The following is an 18887-nucleotide window of genomic DNA, read 5'->3' on the forward strand; positions in this document are numbered from 1 at the left end:
CAATAATCGGAGGTGTCTTTTCCAGAACAAATGAATGTCTGATTCCCGATCCCAAATCCGACCCTTGCAGAGGTTTCAAGCTATGGTAAGCTAGTTTGAATTATGAACGAAAGGATATGCAGTGCAAACCTCTTTAATTACTCTCTTTGTAATCTTGTTGGCATTAATTTTCATTTCAGGTTTTTTCTCAGGCTCTGAGATTGGCATGATGTCTTTAAATCGATATCGTTTAAGGCATTTAGTCAAACAAAACAATAAAAGCGCTATTAGAGTCAATCAACTTCTCTCGCGACCAGATCGTTTACTTAGCGTTATTTTGATTGGCAACACCGTTGCAAATATTGTGGCCTCCATGATTGCTACTCTAATAGCACAACGCCTTTACGGCGATGCTGGGGTTGCCATAGCTGCGATTTTTTTGACATTAATCATCTTAGTCATTTCAGAGATGACGCCTAAAACCTTGGCTGCGCTTTATCCTCAGCAAGTGGCTTTTGCCTGCTCCTTGCCATTAATGATTCTCCAAAAAGTATTTTCACCTTTAGTACGATTAACCAGTTGGATTGCAAATGGAATTTTACGCTTATGTGGTATTTCCATTGATCGCGCGCAAAAGGAAGCCCTTTCAGGAGAAGAGCTTCGTTCGGTCGTTCATGAAGCCGGTGGACTTATGCCTACTGAACATAAGAGCATGTTAATTAGTTTGCTTGATCTGGAACAAGCCCGCGTCGAAGACATTATGGTGCCCAAATCAGAAATTGTAGGCATTGATTTGGATCAACCCTGGCATGAGTTACTAGAACAATTAGAAACGGTTCAACATACTCGGCTGCCTTTATATCGTGGCACAATTGATAACCTAGTTGGGTTGGTGCATTTACGAAGTGTGCTCAATTTGATGCTGGAAGAGCAGTTGGACATGGAGAATTTACTAAACATTGCTGAACCCCCTTATTTTATTCCAGAAGCGACCCCCTTAAACGTCCAAATTTTAAATTTTCGCAAAATGAAGCGGCGCAGTTGTTTTGTTGTGGATGAATATGGCGATTTGCAAGGGCTCGCCACCATGGAAGACATTTTAGAGGAAGTGGTGGGTGAATTCACCACGGATATCGCCGCATTGAGCAAGGATATAACATTACAAGAAGATGGTTCCGTGATTGTCGATGCGAGCATTACGGTTCGAAACTTAAATCGCTTACAAAGTTGGAACTTCCCTTCCTTAGGCCCTCGCACATTAAGTGGGGTCATTATTGAATATTTAGGGTATATTCCACCAGCCGATTGTTGCTTGCGGATCGAACAATATCAAATTGAAATCTTAAAGGTTGGTGAAAATACCATTAAAAGTGTACGCATGATTAAAAATAGCAAAAGTCGCTAACGGCCAGGCTTTGGTGGCCAATGATTGAGCTGATGTTTTTCTTTCGGCGTTGGTTTCGGCGTAGGCTTTGGAGTATGTTGTTGCTGATGATCGAGTACTTTTTCCCAATGCTTTGCAATTCTCGCTTTGACATCATCAATCGCACCGGCATAAGAATGCAATTGACCGTGCAAAACCACCGCTGTTCCACGACCCAAGGAAGGTTTTCCCATCCAATTATTGGCATTATCCAGAATACGGTTTGCCGTTTCCACACCTAAGGCTTCGCTTAATAACTCGGGGTTTAATCGTTGTTCTTTGACCAACCGACTCAAAAAGACTTCAAAAGGCACATAAGGGGCGGGTTTTGTCAGCGTGGGCGTTGTTTTACGTCTTGCCATGATTTCCTCCAGGGGTTATTTAAATTTTAGCGCAAGTGACGAGCTTAGCAAATAGGTATATCCTATCCGTTAGAGGTTGCGTTAACAGGGAGTAGCTGACATGGACACGCTGAACTTAAATTGGCTTGTCAGTGATTTAAATCGTCAAAAAGCGCAAAAGCGCTTTGATATTAAACAACTCGAATGCCAGCTTCGGCTTTTACTGACTTCTGAAGCTCCTAGCAGGGAAGTTGCAATGCTTTGCGACCATCTTTCGAAACACTACGCTGAATTTTTGCTGTTAAGCGAGGGATCGAGCCGAGATATGAACGTCCAGAATCCCCTGTTGCCGATGACATGGCAGGATCTCTTGGCGGATATTCAAAAACTCAGCGCCCGTTTTTTTGGACCGATTAAGTCTTCTACAGAACAATTGTTGGCTTCACAACTACAACAAAAGTATCAACACTGCTCGGATTTAATTTTAAAAAAAGATTCTCATTCTTCAACGGCGGTTCACAATAGATCAAACATTCCCTTGATGCCCGTTATAGCAGCCAAAAAACGTGATGAATGGCTGCAGGCCTTAGTTCATTTTGCCAATGAACAAGCCGGGGTAAATCGACCGGAACTTTTAGGGCAATTAAACACTGTAAACGATAGTCAACTAAGAGCGTTATCTGAAGTGTTTGCTAAGCAAGAATTTATTGATTTAATCAATGCCATTTTGTTTTATAAGTTACATCCTGAAGATTTATTTCCACAGGGAATTCATCCTGAAAAATTGGTTTCGGTGAAAACAAGATTAACGTTATTATATGATTTTATTGAATCCTTTTATCACACCATATCCCAGGTTCTGATCCACAAAGGATTTCCCAGTCATCAAGACTACCTAGTTCACGATGATTTACTTCCGCATGGCATTGAAATTAAAGCCGATGAGCACTGTCGTGAGCTTATCTTAAATGCGGTTAAATCATGGAAGATAAACGCCACGAGGATTGATCCCAAAGTCAGCTTAAATCAATTGCATGAAATTTTTCGTGCTTATAAGTTTTGGTTCAATCCCAATCGTTTAATAGATGCGATTATGAATTTGGAATTTAAACTGGCTAAACAGTACTCAGAGCAACCTCCCATTGATTCTTTATATCAATACATTGTGCATTTGTATCAAAGCATGTCCACCACAGAATGCTTGGATCTATATGGTTATTTTAGCAATAAGGACAGCAATTATTTTATATGGACTCTAATTTTGGTTAAACAAGGGGGGCAATTTGAATGGCTTCCTGAGTTAAAACCAAGCCAATATGCTGCGGTTCTTCGCGTTTATGAGGCAATAAGTTGTGTCATGAATGCCTTAAGAGAGGTGCTTGAGGAGCGTCATATTAAAACACAATCTTTTAAGCATGACGCACTTCCTTCTAAACCGCTGACCCCGGGTAGAAGAAATCGCGAAGCGCTGCTGCGAATTATAACCCTCTATGGCAGTGAAGAGATTAAGCCAAATCGTCAGATCGAACAATTGTTTAAACAATTAGAATCCATTTCCTAAACGGCGCGTTAAGCGGAGAAGTCTACGGTGGTATTTAAATGCCAGTTGTAGTTATAGGTGTTGACTTCTTTAATCTTGCTTAATTGCTGGCGCAATGATTGATTGGCAAATTGTGTTAAGTGATTAATAATATCTTTTTCCGTGCCTCCAAAATCCTCTGAAAACCAATCGTATAATTTAGAAACAATGAGTTTTCCATCAATGACTTGTACGCCACGGAGCGAATTAATGTACTCGATGGCCGCTTGATTGAGTTGCTTATCGAGCGTTGCGCTTTGAAAGGCGTATTTGCTAATGTTAGCAGCGCCGATACTGCCGTTATTTAATACATAATGAGTGCGTGGATCGTTCCAAATGGGGCGAATAATCCGATTATGAATGTCTTCTAAGGACATTTGGATGCCCTCAATAGTAATCAGATTGGCTCCCCATGGGCCAATGCTAAACAGTCCAGGAGAAATATTAATTTCCTGGATGCTTTCAACTGGGTAGTAGCTGGCAATGGTTTGCACCGTTAAGGCATTATACAAATTAATCCAATACGCCAGTTGTTCCTGGCGATTATAATCACCAATCTTAATTGCAGACATGTGAGTAATGTACTGCTTCAAAAGCATTCGATCTTCTTCATTCATATTAGGATAATCAATTAAATTAATACCCTCGCTATTCGTGATTACATGCTGATTAAGAAAGGTTTGCCATTCCTCATGAGAAATCACGTTGTTTGACATGGGGCTTGTAATTTCCCATTTTGGCCAAAGATTTTTATTAAATGAAGCAATCGCCGCGTGGCTTATTAAGAGACAGCCAATTAGAAAACTTAATTTAAGTTTAACATTCACTGTATTTCTCACGTTAGGCAGGTTAGCTTCGCGCGGTTACGAAGGGCGCTACCAATGGTATTACTGTCTAAATACTCAAGTTCTCCGCCAGACGGAATACCGTGGGCCAACTGACTGATATTCACGGCATGAGGACGAAGCAATTCCTGAATAAAATGGGCGGTGGTTTGCCCTTCTATCGAAGGGCTTAATGCCAATATCACCTCTTTTATAGGTTCTTTGACAATTAAGGCCTCAAGCTTGGGTAACCCTATATCTTCCGGACCAATGCCATCCAACGGAGATATTTTATTCATCAACACAAAATAATAACCGCTATAGACACAGCATTGTTCAATGGCTGAGACATCAGCTGGACTTTCAACAATGCACAACGTTGATGAATCACGCTTAAGGTTCTGGCAAAGGCTGCAGAACTCAGAAGCCGTATAATTGTTGCAACGGATGCAATTTCTAATATTCTGCATAGCATCGTCTAAGCACATCGCCAAATGCCGCCCTTTCTGACGGTGGTGTTGCAACAAATGAAATGCCATGCGTTGAGCCGATTTTGGACCGACGCCCGGCAAGCACCGTAGCGCCTCAATCAGACGAGATAATGCATCCATAGACACTTATTCTTTGTCGCCGGTTTTGTCGCCTTGCATTAAATCTGTTGGAATATTTAACCCAGCCGTTAATTGACTAATTTTTTCCTTAGAGGCTTTTTCAACTTTTCGAACCGCATCATTAAACGCCGCCAAGACTAAATCTTCAACCATTTCGACTTCTTCTAAAATAGAGGGGTTAATTTTGACTTCCACGGGCTCGTGACGGCCATTCATTTTAATCTTGACCATTCCGCCACCGGATTCGCCGGTTACAATTAATTGACTTAATTGTTGTTGCGCTTCTTGCATGCGCTGTTGCATTTTTTGCGCTTCTTTCATTAGGTTGTTTAAATTTTGGTTAATATCCATGTTGATCCTCGTATGGTTTATTTGAATCGTTTATGCATCGTTTCCGCACTCAAAAACATTTCAGCATCTTATCATCATTACGTTACATGGCCAAATAATGCCCATGAACGCGATGTGTATTTATGTATTATAGGTCATCTATTAACGATGAAATAGAATCTTGAACCAATTCTCCAGAAAATTCTTGCTGCAAGGTTTGGAAAAAGGGGTCATTGCGTAAGGCTTGTTCTGCATGATTTCTTTGTTCTTCTTGCACTATTTTTTTCTTCTGGGCAGGGGATTGGGCCACATTATCGCCCGAGTTTAGCTTTAATTTTACAGGCTCTTTATAATACTCGCTTAATCCTTTCTCGATTCGGCGGATGACCGTTGGGGTAAACAGAGAAAGATGCCCGTTTGCGATTTTAAACACCACAAGACCACCATCTTTTTTAAGAAATTCAGCGTGTTCGGCGGCGCTTAACGCCAAACCCGTTAGTTTCAGCTGACCAAGGATAAATGACCAACTTATGGGCTCGTCAACAGGTTGATCGTTTGCAACCGGCGTATTACCAGCATGAGAAACAAGGTTAGGCTCCTGATCCTTTGGCTTTGGAGCTGGGGTCATTGATGCTGTCTCTTCATTCGATGGGACATGGAGCCGATTGCTTTGCTTAGGCTCGAATTCTTCACTCGATGACTTAGGTTGCTCTGGTGCGGACTTGGTCGTTGGATTGGATTCATGAGCCAACATGGGGCGTTTCTCTGATACAGCCGGCTGAAAAGCATGCATGCGTAATAGAGTCATCTCAAAGCCAATGGCGGGGGTTGGGGCTAAATGAATTTCCTCGAGTCCTTTTAAGGCAATTTGATAAAACAAATGCGCATCTTCGGCCGAAATGGTTTGACTAAGCGCTACAAGTTCTTGGCTAGGTGAACGTAACGGATGATGGCTTGCCAATTGTTGCGTCATCGAGATTTGATGCAGCGTTTCCATCATTTCGGTAAGCACATAATGAAAATTGCCGCCTTCAGTAGAGATTTGTTGACTGATGGTGACAATTTGAGGTAAATCCATACCCGCTAAGGATTGTAATAGAGGAAGTGCGTAGTTTTGTCGGGTATACCCTAAGATGCTTTTAACATCATCGGCTTGAATGGCTTTATCGCTGCAGGCGATGACCTGATCCAAAAGGCTTAATGCATCACGCATGCTGCCTTGTGCGGCTTTGGCCAATATTGCAATGGCTTCTTCATCAAAGGCGAGCTGCTCTTCATTTAATATGTATCGTAACTGCTTGGCAATTAATTCAGTTTGGATAGGTTTAAGGTGAAACTGGAGGCAGCGTGATAAAACCGTAATGGGTAACTTTTGAGGATCGGTGGTGGCTAATAAAAATTTCACATGCAGAGGCGGCTCTTCTAGGGTTTTCAGCAACGCATTAAAGCTATGCTGGGAGAGCATGTGCACTTCGTCAATAAGATAAATTTTATAGCGACCGTTCGTTGGTGAATATTGTACGTTTTCAAGCACCTCGCGCGTATCTTCAACGCGAGTTTTCGATGCGCCATCAATTTCAATTAAGTCTATAAAGCGGCCTTGCTCGATTGAAAGACAGGCATCGCAGCTAAGACAGGGGTCTGCGGTAGGGCCTTGTTCACAATTTAAGGATTTTGCAAGCAGACGGGCAACGCTCGTTTTCCCTACGCCCCGTGTTCCTGTAAAAAGATATGCGTGATGCACGCGCTGTGCAGTCAGCGATTTGATCAGTGCCTTGTTGACATGCTCTTGGCCAACCAGTTGACAAAACTTACGTGGTCGCCATTTACGTGCTAACGCAATATAGCTCATAAGGGCATTCACTAGTTAGGGCGGCGGCTCTAAAAGCCTTGCCTCGCGCCCGAATCAATCGCTACCGCTGCTCCCTTCCGGGCCTGACGGGGTTCACGATCTATCGTCGCGAGGGGACCAATAGAACCACCATAATCGAAGAGCGAAGATTAACAAACTTCGAGCAGAATAGCTAGAGGCTGCTGATAATTCCTTTGTGCATCCATGACGAGACATCCTGATAAAAAATAATTCGTTGCAAGATCACGGTATAAATTAATTCTGGCTAAGTGCTAAACTCCTGATACTAGTAGAGGCTTCTATTTCTGGTGTAAGAGGTTGATTAGTGAGTTGCTCTAATTGTTCAGTTAAAGTAGCTTGAAGAGTCTTGTAGGTCTCTGCGGGGCGATTAGCACATTTTACAGCTAAATAAGGATTACCAAAGTAGGGGGCCTTCGTGGAGTTCATTTGATAATCAATCCGCGAACCAGTTAGGCGACACAAAGATTCTGCAAACTGAACGGCATTCTCTGTGAGATCAGCAACCCTAGTCGCATCAGGCAACAAGGATTCCAACTCTTTGGCAACTAGATTAAAGCAATACTCTTTTGAAGAACAGCATCGAATTAGGTCGCAAGTATGTGCTAAGTGAAACAATTTTGTGTAAAAAACCGGCTTAGTCAACTCCGTAACGCCTGTAATTGTTTGAAAATCGAACGCTCTTGCGATGGTATCTACGAGATTTTCCTCATAACCAAGTTCGAGGGCGATCTGGCTAAAAATAGCAGCGGATCTTGGGCTATAACTCGGATCGCCTGTCCATCCTAGCTCGTTGGTACGGCCTGAGCGAAATAAAAAAGCAGCCAATGCCAAGCCACTTAATTCTTGAGAAGTTAAATCAATTAATTGAGATCTTGGAGGTTGATTAAAATGTTTCGTCAATGCATAAAAATAGTATATTAGGACATTGCTTCGTAAAGCATGGGTTGTACCATGATTAGTATGAAACGCAATCTGACCGCGGCGTTCCTCATAGTCGAGCGGTGCATCTGCATAAGGAGTTTCAATTAAATCCTGTGATAATTCCTCATATAAAGAAGCGCTATCAATGCTTGGATTTTCCCAGTATCGAATATATGAATCAAGCGGGCGATAAGCATAGACTAAATGATTATGTTCAATTGATGAGGACAGCTCATCGCTGAGCTGAATCTTTTTTTTCTGGCCCACTTCTAATAAGTTCGAGATTTGCTCACGTTCGAAATCATCCAAATGAAAGCAAAACGTCTTATTAGGAGTAAATTCGGTAATATTAATCGATAGATTTTTTAAATAATTTATTACAGCATCACTTAAGGAAGACAGCTCAGAGGATTTAATATAACGATATTGATTGCCGTAGGATAACTTATAAACATTCCGATCATGATATACCCTCTCACCATTCCTTTGATAGGGCTCAATCGCGATTAAAAACTCTTTCTTCATGCAGTCTCCAGACTTGTGTTGTCATTGTATTGCCAAGTTATTGTACTATATTTGTACAAAAAAAAGCAAGTTTTTATCCCATCCCATTATATCGCTAGAAGCTTCCAAAAGATTCCATGCTGAAAGTCAGCCATTTGATGCGACTATTTTTTTCATAAGTTGCACGAACACTGACGTCATTAATACTATCTTAAGCGAGATGCTCTATAATAGAACTACAATGTAGATATAAACTATCGCACACCGGTGGAATATAAGATGGATATAGCTACCATAGAAAAACACTTGCACGATATAGAAGCACTTGTAAGCAATTATCAACGCATGGAACCAGGCCCTGAAGCATCTCTATTTTTAAACAAGATAGAAAGGCTCAAAGCAAACTTAGACAGCTTGGCGCTCGATGATACAGCAATAAAACAACAAGGAAAAAACACTCGCCAATTAATAAAATCCATTGAATCACGCATGTTTTCTGTGCTTATTTCTAAACTTGATAGCGGTTTACAAATAACCAATCTTAAGAATAAGAAATTCATTGAACAGATTGCTATCGATATGAAAGAATACCGAACCGCACTTGAATCATCCAAGCCTAACGCTTTTCTTCCGATAGATATCATGACCACACTACTTAACAGTTATCATGATAGCTTTTACCAGCAACTCACGACGCCACGTGCAATGATCAATATCCCTGAAGTCGCCGAAGAGGCCCCGGTCCGAAAAAAAAGAAAGGCCCGCATGGTTAAGATCAAAACGTTTGATGAGGTTCTTGAGGAACTTGAAAAACAAAGCGAACAACTTAGGAATAAAGTAAAGGCGCAACAAGACAAATTAAAGTTAGTTTATGATAAAGCATGTCATACTCCACTGTCTGATGAAGACAAACAAGACCTATTGATTGCGAAAAATAGAAGCTCAATTATTGCCTGCATAAATACGCTGGAGGAATTAAAAAGGGAAAGAAAATTATTAAATGCCAAGCGTATCGTCTGCCGGTTTCAATGGGCTGGCTCCGCGCTTAACCAATTAAATACCAAGCAGCGGAAGCAGATAATTCTGGCGCTTACCATTATCGGCGCTCTAAAGCCTGGCATTGAACCGGACGCATTAACGCAAGAGCACCTGGATTTACTGAATATAAAAGGGGCTGAATTGCAAAAAAAACAATTTTATCCACAAATGATTCAGCAGGTTATTGAGTACGATAAAGGCTATTTAGAAAAATTAATGTCATTTGAAACGGTAATCAGCGAGGCAACCAGTCAAATATTAGAGCGACAAAACGAACGGGATAATCCTAAAATACAAACCGACCTTGATAATAAAATAAGTGATTTAAATGCTACGTTCTATCTTTCAATACAATCGTTACCAATAGACAGTGACCCTGCTGTTAAGCCATTACTGACCAAACACCAGGCAATATTTGCAAAAATAGCACCCTTATTAAGCGCGCAAAAAACCGCAACCGATGGGTTGCGGCTAATCCCACAGCAAGCCGAACGAATTGCCAGGCAAATAGCAATCAATCAACAACTGATAAAGACTTTAAAACCAATAGAAGACCAACTAGTCACTAGTTTAGAAGCACTAACATCTGCACGAAAAGAAGCTATTGAGAAAAGAAAAATCCAGGCCACTGAAGCAAAAGCTATGCTCAATATAAAGGTAATCCAGGCTTTGGAGCAAATTAAATGTTTACATACAAAATATTCTCTTCACCCTGATTTCAAAGCAGCTGTAAAAACAGCTAAACCAATTATAACAACCATGTTTGAAACGATTAATCGATTGCCTATTGATAAGCCAATGAACACAATCACAAGACTACAAACTGAAGAAAAAAATCTACAGTTGGCAATGGAGCCCATATTGGACGTATTGTTAAAGGAAATCATACGTCTTCAAAACCTTATAATTCAGTTAAAAGAAGAAAAGACTCTTAAAGACGTAGATGGATTTAGCGTTCAGGAAATTAAGGTGATAGAAGATAAGTTGCTCGCAATAGATACTGAGACTATAAAAAATTTCAAGCCTTTGGATGAATTCAATCGCATTAATGAAGAGTTAGAAAGCATAACTGCTGCTCTTAAAGAGAAGAAGGGGATTGCTGAAAGCCTGAAGCTAGATATTCAAGAGCGATCAGGTTCTGAAGCGGTTAAGGCAATTAAGAAGATGATTGAAAAAATCGAAGTCGAACAACAATCTATCCAGAAAAAAAATCCAACTGATCCACGTCTTTATATATTTTCCGACATTCAAACGGGCTTAAGGCAGCAGTTAACCCCTTATCTCCAGTTAAAAACAGACATCAACACTTTTATTACTCAATCGATAAATACAATAAATAACAACCTTTCCCCAAATAGTCTAAAGAAATTAACAGACGCGGTTGCCAACCCCTTTATTAAATTTATTCGTCGCTTATTGCAACCCATTAATCAACTAATCCAGCGAATGAAAAACAACCCTTATCGATCGAATTTTTTTGCTAAGCCCACGGAACGCAGTATTGCCCAGGCAGCCAACGAGGCATTAAATAAACTGAAAAAAACCCTGGATGTCTGTGAGTCGCAGCACCAGCCCCCTATTCCCCCTTATCAAAAGACTTGATCCCTAAAACTCAATCGCGATTAAAAACTCTTTCTTCATGCAGTCTCCAGACTTGTGTTGTCATTGTATTGCCAATCGACTGTACTATATTTTCACAAAAGAAGACAAGTTTTTATCAACTATCTATAAATTTGACTGATTGGTCATAGCCGCTTCATTCTTAATGAGGCAGCTATAAATAAAGAAAGCAGTGAATGTCTCAAGGCAGGATAGATGCATCAGTAGAATTTGGTGAAAAATTTGCAACCGATGAGCTAGAATCTGCTGAAGAATCATGTGCTAAAAAGCCTATCTTCCTCATCGCTTGTGCGGCACTAAAGCTAATAACATTGCTGGATTGACTTTGCTCAATTTTTATTGCATCGAAGATATCTTGATCTTGTTTTCTTAGATCAGGCCGCCCTATATTAAATTGGCTTTGCCAAAGCCCTTCATTGACTACCATATCCGTTATAAAAGCGCGCTTTAAATCCTCATGCAAAAAAGGTTTCAAGGTCGTTTTATAAAATATGTCGCCAAATAATTCTGCACAATTTGGACGAAAATCAGGTTCAAACATAGTATCAATTGCTGGAGGAAAGGAATAAATCAATTCACCATCAACTAAAATATCATCAACTGGTCGACTAGAGGGGGTAAGTTGATTATGAGGATGGTTTCTAGCAATCGAGACTAAACGCCACCTAGCCCTTGCTACATTTTCTGACATTGATATTTCTCTCATCGCATGATAAACATCATGGATAGCACCTGCAAAAGCTGTTTCTGAAGGGTGTCCATCAATTGTTGTCCTAAATCTTCCAGAATCATTTCTATACCTTTGAAGAGGATCTGTTTCTGGCATATACATCGCAAATGCAATATTTCCAGAAGCTTTTAAGTCTGCGTAATGTTTTGGTTCAATATAACCGTAAGTAGGTATTAACTTTATTGGTTTTCGACCTAAAGCCCATGCTTTAGCTTTAAGTGCTGACTGAAACATGCTAAAGCTAGGAACAAGCATAATGTTTTCTGTTTGAAACCCATCTTTCGAATTAACTACCCATTCTAAAGCACGCATGCATTTCAGCGCTTTTTGTATCTTTGTGATAATACTGGAATAACAACCTTCATCGGGAGCGATTAGAACGCTAAACCATTGTTCTGAAACAGGAGCATCATCCATTTCTTGGCAAAAAATACGCCATTCTGAGTCAGTGAAATTAAAAAATCGCTGCATTAATGGTTTTTGCATTTGAACTGGCAAGCCAGAAATAACTGTTACACCTTCTGGTAACACCATGTTGTATCGAAGTTTCTTAACAGAAGTAGGCATTCCTCTTGGATTGTTTATTGCAAATATGTTAGTCGTTCTAGCTACTTCGCCGTTGGCATCTACAAACTTGTGGATTAAATATACTAATGGGTTCGTATATAAAGTATGGATAGCTGAATCTAATACATGCAATGTTGCCAATTGTCCCGCTGTTATTTTATTAAGTTTCAAATTTTTTAAAGCAGCTAAAAATAAATCTCTTGATTTATCTTGATCTAATACATCCTGTTCATTACGAGACAGTTGCTCGCATAATAGCTCAGCAAGTTTAATAATTTTCTCGTAGCTCAGTTCTTCAATAATTTTATCATGTTCCTCTTTTGGTAGAGAGTGAGTTAATACGTCATAATGATTAATTTCTGAAGCCGAAGTCGCTTGAGGATTGGTGGAGACCAACATTTCTGAGGGGTTTTCTTGAAATTTTATTTGACTGCTGAGCATAACGCAAACCTTCTAAGCTTCTTTTAGGCCTCATATTGTATATAATGTGCATTTTTTGTCAACTATTTGTTCCCAACACTGTTTGTCCCCAAGAGTTTTTATCAACTCTGATCAGGGAAAAATCATACTCTGAGTCAATAATGTGTTATGCGTCAAAAAATGAACAGCTACTTACGCTATTAAGTATATACCCGTAATCTTTCAAAATGCGTGATTTATGCTTTTTCTTTTTCGCCCTGCCGCATTTTAAAAAACTCGCAAGGGAATGAGGCATTACTCGCCTTTTAAAATGCGGCAGAACAAAAAATAAAGGCGCCTAAAAACACGCATTTTGAAAGATTACGGGTATATTTGATGGTACGATCTTGTCTGTTAAGTCTATTTTTTGTAACCATTTGAATTGAATTCAGTACTAGACGGTTCTGGTTCAGAGGATTGTTCTTGCCGCGGTTTGAAGGAAAACATACTGTTTCTTCCTAATGCATTGCTTAGACGATCAGAGGTAACTTCTTCACGTGCTGGTTGGATGTCTTTTTTTAACGGAGCTTCTAGGCTCTGGCCTAATGTTAATTTTGCAAGGGTTTGAATTGACTTTATAAATTGATCATGTACCTCGCTGGTCATGTTGACATGATTATGGACAATCAATTGACTAGCAATTTCAGGATCTAACAATTTTGGAACCAAGAGTCTTACTTGCAAAGTATTAGAATTTAAGGGCAAATCATCTTTTGTTTTTAGCCTGGTCAATGTGGACAATGCATCAGGATTGTGTTCATCAACTTTTCCATTCATTTTGGAAATATACGCAATATCATTAACCAACGTATTTGGAATGACATATTGATAGATTACTCCTTGTTCGCCATAAAGCGGATCAGCTACAACTTCTTCAAATTGCTTATACAATGCTTTTCTTTTCGCAGGTTGCCCGACTAACAGCTCTTTTTGATCCAACATATCATACAAAAGAGTGTCAAAATCGAATTCCAAAACAGAACTATCACCGAAAAAATAATCCACCGTGGACTCTTCTGATGAAAAATCGGTATTATGCCAAAGCGTAGGGTTACAAGAGAGAAGATGCCAGGATAAATAGGGGGAGTTATCATAAGAATTGCTGACTGCGGTCTGTATTTTTTTGATATCCGTAATCGTGCGCTTCCTGGGAAAGGAACTCGAAGTTCTGATCCATGCGATACCGTTCTCTTCTGATAACGCTCGGAAAAATAAATCCAAAGCGTAATTAACCTTACGAGTGGCATGATAGACAGCAGTGTGAGTGTCGATATAGTGAGTTTCTTGTTCAACACAAGCTTGAGTAGGAATACATTGAATTTGCTCTGGCTCCCAACCGTCTTTAGGTATGCACTGAGTTCCATCCACTTCATGACCATAGATCCTGAGTTGACCATCTAGTCGATAGGTATGTTCCTCAGAGTCTAACCACAATTGAGTAGGTGATTGTAAGGGTGTCGTTCCATTTTTCATAACGTTAAACCAGTAAGCGTTCATTTATAAGTGTTATTATAGAAGAAGAAAATTAACTAATGATTAACATGGCAAGACCTGACCTGACCTGGCTGGCGTTTAACGTTAAGAACAAGCTGATTTGAAAGATCACGGGTATAACGCCTATGCAGTGCTGGTAATTTATATTCGCATTCGATATAATTCAAAAATTAACCATGTTGCGCATTATTTATCGCAAAAATAAGCGTTACCCATTCTTTATATTGACCAGAGATTTTTTGGAGTAATTGTGCCTTTCCATGAGAATTCTAGCATCATAGATATAATAGCCGCCTTGGAATTTAGCATTATCGCGCAGCAGCATAATGTCACACCTCTCTATGATCCTGCTTTAATGTCCTCAATGAACGCGCAATGCTTGTCAAATTTACTTTCGTGTCTAAATCAATATGTACCCTATTCTAATGAGAGTGTTTCTTTTTATGAACAGGCTATCAATAGTAATTTAGACATAAAAAGAATTGAGCCTTTGTTAAAAATATTATCCCGCTTGGGAATCTCTTTTGAAGCGCCTCTATCGCCGAATCAGATTCGTGAAAGCGAGCTTTATCATTTTATTTATAGGGATCTTGAGTCGGCTCAAAAATTCTGTATGGGCATAGATTCTGCTTTACCTAAAGTTGCGGCATGGAAGCTTAAGCCGTTTTTATTAGAATTTTTTTACCTATTCCCTCTTTCCCGTGAAATGCTTCCTGTTTATCAGCTGGTGATTCAAACTATTTTAACTAAACCTGATCTACCCGCTACAATGTCATTAATACGTGCTTTACGAGAGACTGCGCCCTATAATGCACAGACTGAATCATTCTATGTTCAGGGTTTATTAAATCATTTACATTTAGGAACCGTTCATAATCTTAATATTCTCAAAAAAGCAGGCATAGTCTATTCAATAGAAACAAAAGCGTTCTTTGAGCAGATCGTTAAACTTCTATTTCCAACACGTTATACTTCTGACTGCTTAAGTGAGTTATTTACATTATTCAATGAGTGTGGGTTTCCTCACATTACATTAAACAATTCTTTATATGTCAAAGCCATTTATTCCTCAATTTATCATCCGATGCCAGAGGGTCAGATTTTAAATAACACATTCAACCGAATAAACGGAATGGGTCTTAATCTAGAGCAGCGTCGGAAGTTGATTTTTTTAATCCTAACCGTTGGATTTTATCCTGCTCTTCCAGAGGATCTAGAAGTGCTTTCCCAAGAGGGTTTCACTTACAGTGATGAAACTCATAGTTTTTACAAAACGCTGTTTGATATTAGAGGATCTGCTTCTTTCAATGTTTTGGAAACGATACGGATATTAAAAAAAATCATGCCTTATAATGCAACTAATGAATTATTTTATTCTCATGGCTTACGCCATCATAGGCAGGCAGGTAAGTTTTCCAAAATATTTAAACAAGCTCATCAACATGGGTTTTCCTTTACTCAGCCAGAACATCAGTTTTTATATTTTGCAGCAATGAAAAGCCAGGCTTCACTTAATGATTTAGGTAAATCATGGCGCATTATTAAAGAAATAGGTCCAATTATTCCAGATAGAAATAATTTTTACGCCCAGTTACTTATTTTAGCCGAGAATACTCCGGCAATATTTAAGCAGCTTAGAGCATTAGGATGTTTGTATGGTGAGGAACAACATTCAATATATTATAATGTTCTGATTCAAACTAGTTATACAGTGATTTCTTCTGGTGCATCTAGCTCGATTAGTAAAAGTCTGCCATTGCTTAAGGCCATGAATCAAATGCAGTGTTTTTACTCAGAGGAAACAAAGCCTATATATAAGCTTTTGGGTCAGAACGATAATACGGATTATATTATTTCTTTAGCAGAATCAGGCTTCCAATATACGCCAGAAACCCATGCGTTTTTTTATTCAGTATTGATAGAAGAAACTAAAAACTATGATGACAAAATAATTTTTAAAGAATTGCTCACAAGAGGCTTTCCTTATTCTGAAGAAAATCAAACATTATACGCCGTTGCTTTTGAACTGGATACCAATCACGCGTATCGTCGTGAGTCATTCTTGGATATGCTCTCTGCCTTTTCTCCATTTCAATCGAAAAAAACGCCCGAGTTATTCGCTTTTTTAATGCATTACCCTGATGTGTTCCTTTCCTATGGCTTTGATTTAAATGAAGACACCCATATTCAATTTCTTGAAGCACATGGAGTAACAATAAGTTCCTCTACCTCAATACCGACTTTTTCAGAACTTCTATCTAAGCAGGTTCAAAGGGCATTAAGTGAGCGCCCGGAATTAAGTCTCGGTAATCACACAACGCAACGATTAATTACAGAAGTGTTCAGCCTTAAGGTGACCCCTTCCCTAAACCAACTTTTGTTTCTAAATAGCATCCATACCTATAAACAATCGGTCTTCATGTCTAACGGACCATTGATATATAACCAGTCCACAAGACGCTTAGAGGAATTGATTGTTGCCGTTGCAGAAAATCCGCAGTTATTTCAGTTTACGTACAATAAACAATTAAAAGAATATATTCTTTCCGAGCTTGATACTACTTCAAAGATTAAACAGGAAATTAATCTAAGCCTTTTATTGAAAAATGCAAACTTGACGCAGTTAATGACTTCTGCTGCAAAAGCTAATCCTTTGCTCGTTAAGTTAAGTGCGTTGCTTGATGACCTAATCAAAAAAAATCAAATCAATCTTCCAGAAACTTTAACCCCCGAGGGTGCCATAAAACACTTGCCTGAAATTTTTAAGAAAGCAATTTGGATTTATTCAGAGGGTTACTATCTTGATATTAATCGATTGTTCAGGGGTGATGAATTATCAGGAGACGCCTCTCATAACCTTGAGAAAGACACTCTGAAACTTTCTTTTTTGGTTGGGATTTTAGCGGCTTATGCATTAAATATGCTCCCTGTTATTATTCATCAAGAAGGCGTATTAAAAAGAGAAAAAAAGATTATTAAAAAGCTTAATCAGTTGGATGTTCCTTTGCAAAGGATAAACTATCAGACTTATGAAGCACTGTTAAGGCAAGGGCGCTTAAAAAAAATTATTTCTGAAAAGGAATATCAGCTGATGATTGATCACTATTATGAATTAATTCCTCTTTTCACTGATCAGAAGTTTACGTTATATCGCGGTGAACATTATGAAGATGATAATAAAAAAGGGAATGTTATCGCCTATCGAACAATGGGTGTCACAAAATTATCATCACTAACGAGTACCAGCCATATTCCTGTTTCAGAATTTTTTTATTCAGAGGGAGAAAATCTATATATTTTTTATGAAAATTCTCCTCAATACCCAAGCATACGCTCACTTTCAAATAACGAAGAAGAAAATGAGGTCATTTTACCTGCAGGTCTGCAAGTGATGTATTTACAAGAAGAACAAGGTCTAGTTGCTCGCATCATATCAAGTCCTGATTACGATCACGATGAATATTGGTCACAGCATGCTCTGCGTTTTGCGTATTTAAATCATTTAAACAGGCCCTATAAGGATGAAATAGACTTCATTATGCTTGATGAAACAGAGATTCATCGACCGGTCCATGGCTTGGCGCATACCCAACGCGTAATGAGTTATATCCCTTTGGTGATCGATTATTTCGCAATGCATGCAGATAATGAGGAGTTCCGAATTTATTGCCAGTTTATTCGGAACACTGAAGTGGCGCAAATGATAAAAATTTCTGCCGCATTTAGTGTGAGTGGCCGAGAAAGCGAAGTGTCTTTTAAAGATGATCCTGTGAAATATGAAGAATATAGAAGGATTTCTTGCGTTAACTTCTTAAATTATGCTGCATTATTTCCAGAAAGTTGCCCGCCGGCATCATTGACATGGATGGGTGAAATTATTCAGTACATGGGAAACCCTGAGTACTCCGCCACAATAAATACAAGAGAGAGTCTGCCAATACGTCAGACCTTGTATTCTTATTATATTTTATCGATGGCGCATAAATTAGATTTGCTGAGGTGCTATGATAGTGATCAAGTAATACGAGCATTTGACAATTATGAACAATTAGTTCGAAGGAGCGACTTACAAAAGCTTCATTTTGGACAATTGCTGCGTTATGCGTTGGGGTTAATCGGCAAACATGGCGATAAACGGCTTTGTACTATGAACGAAAACAATCAATGGGTTGATGATGAGACGGAATACAACGAACCATTTTCGTTAGTGAGTCGCTCACCCAAGGATGCAGAATATTTCACTGCTATGATAAGAAAACCTATTCTTTTTGATGGTTGTCCCCAGGAAACTGATGATGAAGACGTTTTGGCCAAATCCACGCAAACTACATCGGCGAAACGAAGCTCTGTTACAACTGAAATCGAAGATAGACTACCATCCAAAACACCTCGTTTATTTCAGCCAATTTTTGAGGCCAAAAGAAAAGCAACGGAGGCGTCGAAAGAGAGCGGCCCATCCCTCCGCGGCGGCTAAAAAACCAATACTGTTAAAACCAACACACTTGCGCTGTACAAATATTGTGCTATTATTAAATTTGTCTGCGGTACGGACAAATTGCTCTAAGTAGTAACAGAGATAATTCATGATGTTCAA

12 protein-coding genes and 1 other RNA gene are annotated in these 18887 nt (G+C 39.2%); 4 read left to right on the plus strand and 9 right to left on the minus strand.

Annotated elements, in window-relative coordinates; all coding sequences use genetic code 11:
• Positions 1–121 precede the first annotated feature (121 nt).
• The gene (locus E1O47_RS08970; protein ID WP_133130922.1) at positions 122–1384 is read left to right on the plus strand and encodes an HlyC/CorC family transporter; all 1263 of its coding nucleotides are present in this window, start codon (positions 122–124) and stop codon (positions 1382–1384) included.
• On the opposite strand, the gene E1O47_RS08975 is transcribed toward E1O47_RS08970, so the two are convergent.
• A complete protein-coding gene (locus E1O47_RS08975; RefSeq protein WP_133130923.1) occupies positions 1381–1764 on the minus strand; it encodes a hypothetical protein in 384 nt (127 codons plus the stop codon). The two genes, E1O47_RS08970 and E1O47_RS08975, sit on opposite strands and share 4 nt — an antisense overlap.
• A gap of 100 nt (positions 1765–1864) precedes the next feature.
• On the opposite strand from E1O47_RS08975, the gene E1O47_RS08980 reads away from it, so the two are divergent.
• On the plus strand, positions 1865–3304 hold the full coding sequence (locus tag E1O47_RS08980; RefSeq protein ID WP_133130924.1) for a hypothetical protein: 1440 nt from the start codon (positions 1865–1867) through the stop codon (positions 3302–3304).
• Between the two features lie 8 nt (positions 3305–3312).
• Here E1O47_RS08980 and E1O47_RS08985 read toward each other — a convergent pair whose 3' ends face one another.
• The 6 genes from E1O47_RS08985 to E1O47_RS09010 all read right to left on the minus strand — a co-directional run bounded on the left by E1O47_RS08985 (position 3313) and on the right by E1O47_RS09010 (position 8406).
• Positions 3313–4149: a DUF547 domain-containing protein gene (locus E1O47_RS08985; protein WP_242602084.1), complete on the minus strand. Its 837-nt coding sequence runs from the start codon at positions 4147–4149 to the stop codon at positions 3313–3315.
• An 8-nt stretch (positions 4150–4157) separates the two neighbouring features.
• The gene (recR, locus tag E1O47_RS08990; protein WP_133130925.1) at positions 4158–4757 is read right to left on the minus strand and encodes a recombination mediator RecR; all 600 of its coding nucleotides are present in this window, start codon (positions 4755–4757) and stop codon (positions 4158–4160) included.
• Between the two features lie 6 nt (positions 4758–4763).
• The gene (locus E1O47_RS08995) at positions 4764–5108 is read right to left on the minus strand and encodes a YbaB/EbfC family nucleoid-associated protein (RefSeq protein ID WP_133130926.1); all 345 of its coding nucleotides are present in this window, start codon (positions 5106–5108) and stop codon (positions 4764–4766) included.
• Between the two features lie 127 nt (positions 5109–5235).
• Positions 5236–6939 carry a DNA polymerase III subunit gamma/tau gene (gene dnaX, locus E1O47_RS09000; protein WP_133130927.1) on the minus strand — a complete coding sequence of 568 codons (1704 nt, stop codon included), beginning with the start codon at positions 6937–6939 and terminating at the stop codon, positions 5236–5238.
• A gap of 27 nt (positions 6940–6966) precedes the next feature.
• An RNA gene (gene ffs / locus E1O47_RS09005) (signal recognition particle sRNA small type) lies at positions 6967–7062 on the minus strand.
• A 132-nt stretch (positions 7063–7194) separates the two neighbouring features.
• Complete coding sequence (locus tag E1O47_RS09010) at positions 7195–8406, minus strand: SidE phosphodiesterase domain-containing protein (RefSeq protein WP_133130928.1); 1212 nt, start codon at positions 8404–8406, stop codon at positions 7195–7197.
• A gap of 258 nt (positions 8407–8664) precedes the next feature.
• On the opposite strand from E1O47_RS09010, the gene E1O47_RS09015 reads away from it, so the two are divergent.
• Complete coding sequence (locus E1O47_RS09015) at positions 8665–11025, plus strand: hypothetical protein (RefSeq protein WP_133130929.1); 2361 nt, start codon at positions 8665–8667, stop codon at positions 11023–11025.
• A gap of 199 nt (positions 11026–11224) precedes the next feature.
• Here the strand turns inward: E1O47_RS09015 and E1O47_RS09020 are convergent, their stop codons facing one another.
• A complete protein-coding gene (locus E1O47_RS09020) occupies positions 11225–12781 on the minus strand; it encodes a hypothetical protein (RefSeq protein WP_133130930.1) in 1557 nt (518 codons plus the stop codon).
• Positions 12782–13159: 378 nt separating this feature from the next.
• The gene (locus E1O47_RS09025) at positions 13160–14272 is read right to left on the minus strand and encodes a hypothetical protein (RefSeq protein ID WP_133130931.1); all 1113 of its coding nucleotides are present in this window, start codon (positions 14270–14272) and stop codon (positions 13160–13162) included.
• Positions 14273–14543: 271 nt separating this feature from the next.
• Here E1O47_RS09025 and E1O47_RS09030 point away from each other — a divergent pair, with 271 nt between their 5' ends.
• Positions 14544–18767 (plus strand): SidE phosphodiesterase domain-containing protein, encoded by a 4224-nt coding sequence (locus E1O47_RS09030; protein WP_133130932.1) that lies wholly within the window; start codon positions 14544–14546, stop codon positions 18765–18767.
• The last annotated feature ends 120 nt before the right edge of the window (positions 18768–18887 follow it).

It is taken from the genome of Legionella yabuuchiae (assembly GCF_900640115.1).
Classification (GTDB): Bacteria; Pseudomonadota; Gammaproteobacteria; order Legionellales; family Legionellaceae; genus Legionella_A; species Legionella_A yabuuchiae.

Excerpts from the sequence above, each read along its gene's own strand:
- E1O47_RS09025 (WP_133130931.1), bottom strand. The coding sequence starts at position 14,272 with ATGAAAAATGGAACGACACCCTTACAATCACCTACTCAATTGTGGTTA.
- E1O47_RS09015 (WP_133130929.1), top strand. The coding sequence starts at position 8,665 with ATGGATATAGCTACCATAGAAAAACACTTGCACGATATAGAAGCACTT.
- E1O47_RS08975 (WP_133130923.1), bottom strand. The coding sequence starts at position 1,764 with ATGGCAAGACGTAAAACAACGCCCACGCTGACAAAACCCGCCCCTTAT.
- E1O47_RS09010 (WP_133130928.1), bottom strand. The coding sequence starts at position 8,406 with ATGAAGAAAGAGTTTTTAATCGCGATTGAGCCCTATCAAAGGAATGGT.
- recR (WP_133130925.1), bottom strand. The coding sequence starts at position 4,757 with ATGGATGCATTATCTCGTCTGATTGAGGCGCTACGGTGCTTGCCGGGC.
- E1O47_RS09020 (WP_133130930.1), bottom strand. The coding sequence starts at position 12,781 with ATGCTCAGCAGTCAAATAAAATTTCAAGAAAACCCCTCAGAAATGTTG.
- E1O47_RS08995 (WP_133130926.1), bottom strand. The coding sequence starts at position 5,108 with ATGGATATTAACCAAAATTTAAACAACCTAATGAAAGAAGCGCAAAAA.
- dnaX (WP_133130927.1), bottom strand. The coding sequence starts at position 6,939 with ATGAGCTATATTGCGTTAGCACGTAAATGGCGACCACGTAAGTTTTGT.
- E1O47_RS08980 (WP_133130924.1), top strand. The coding sequence starts at position 1,865 with ATGGACACGCTGAACTTAAATTGGCTTGTCAGTGATTTAAATCGTCAA.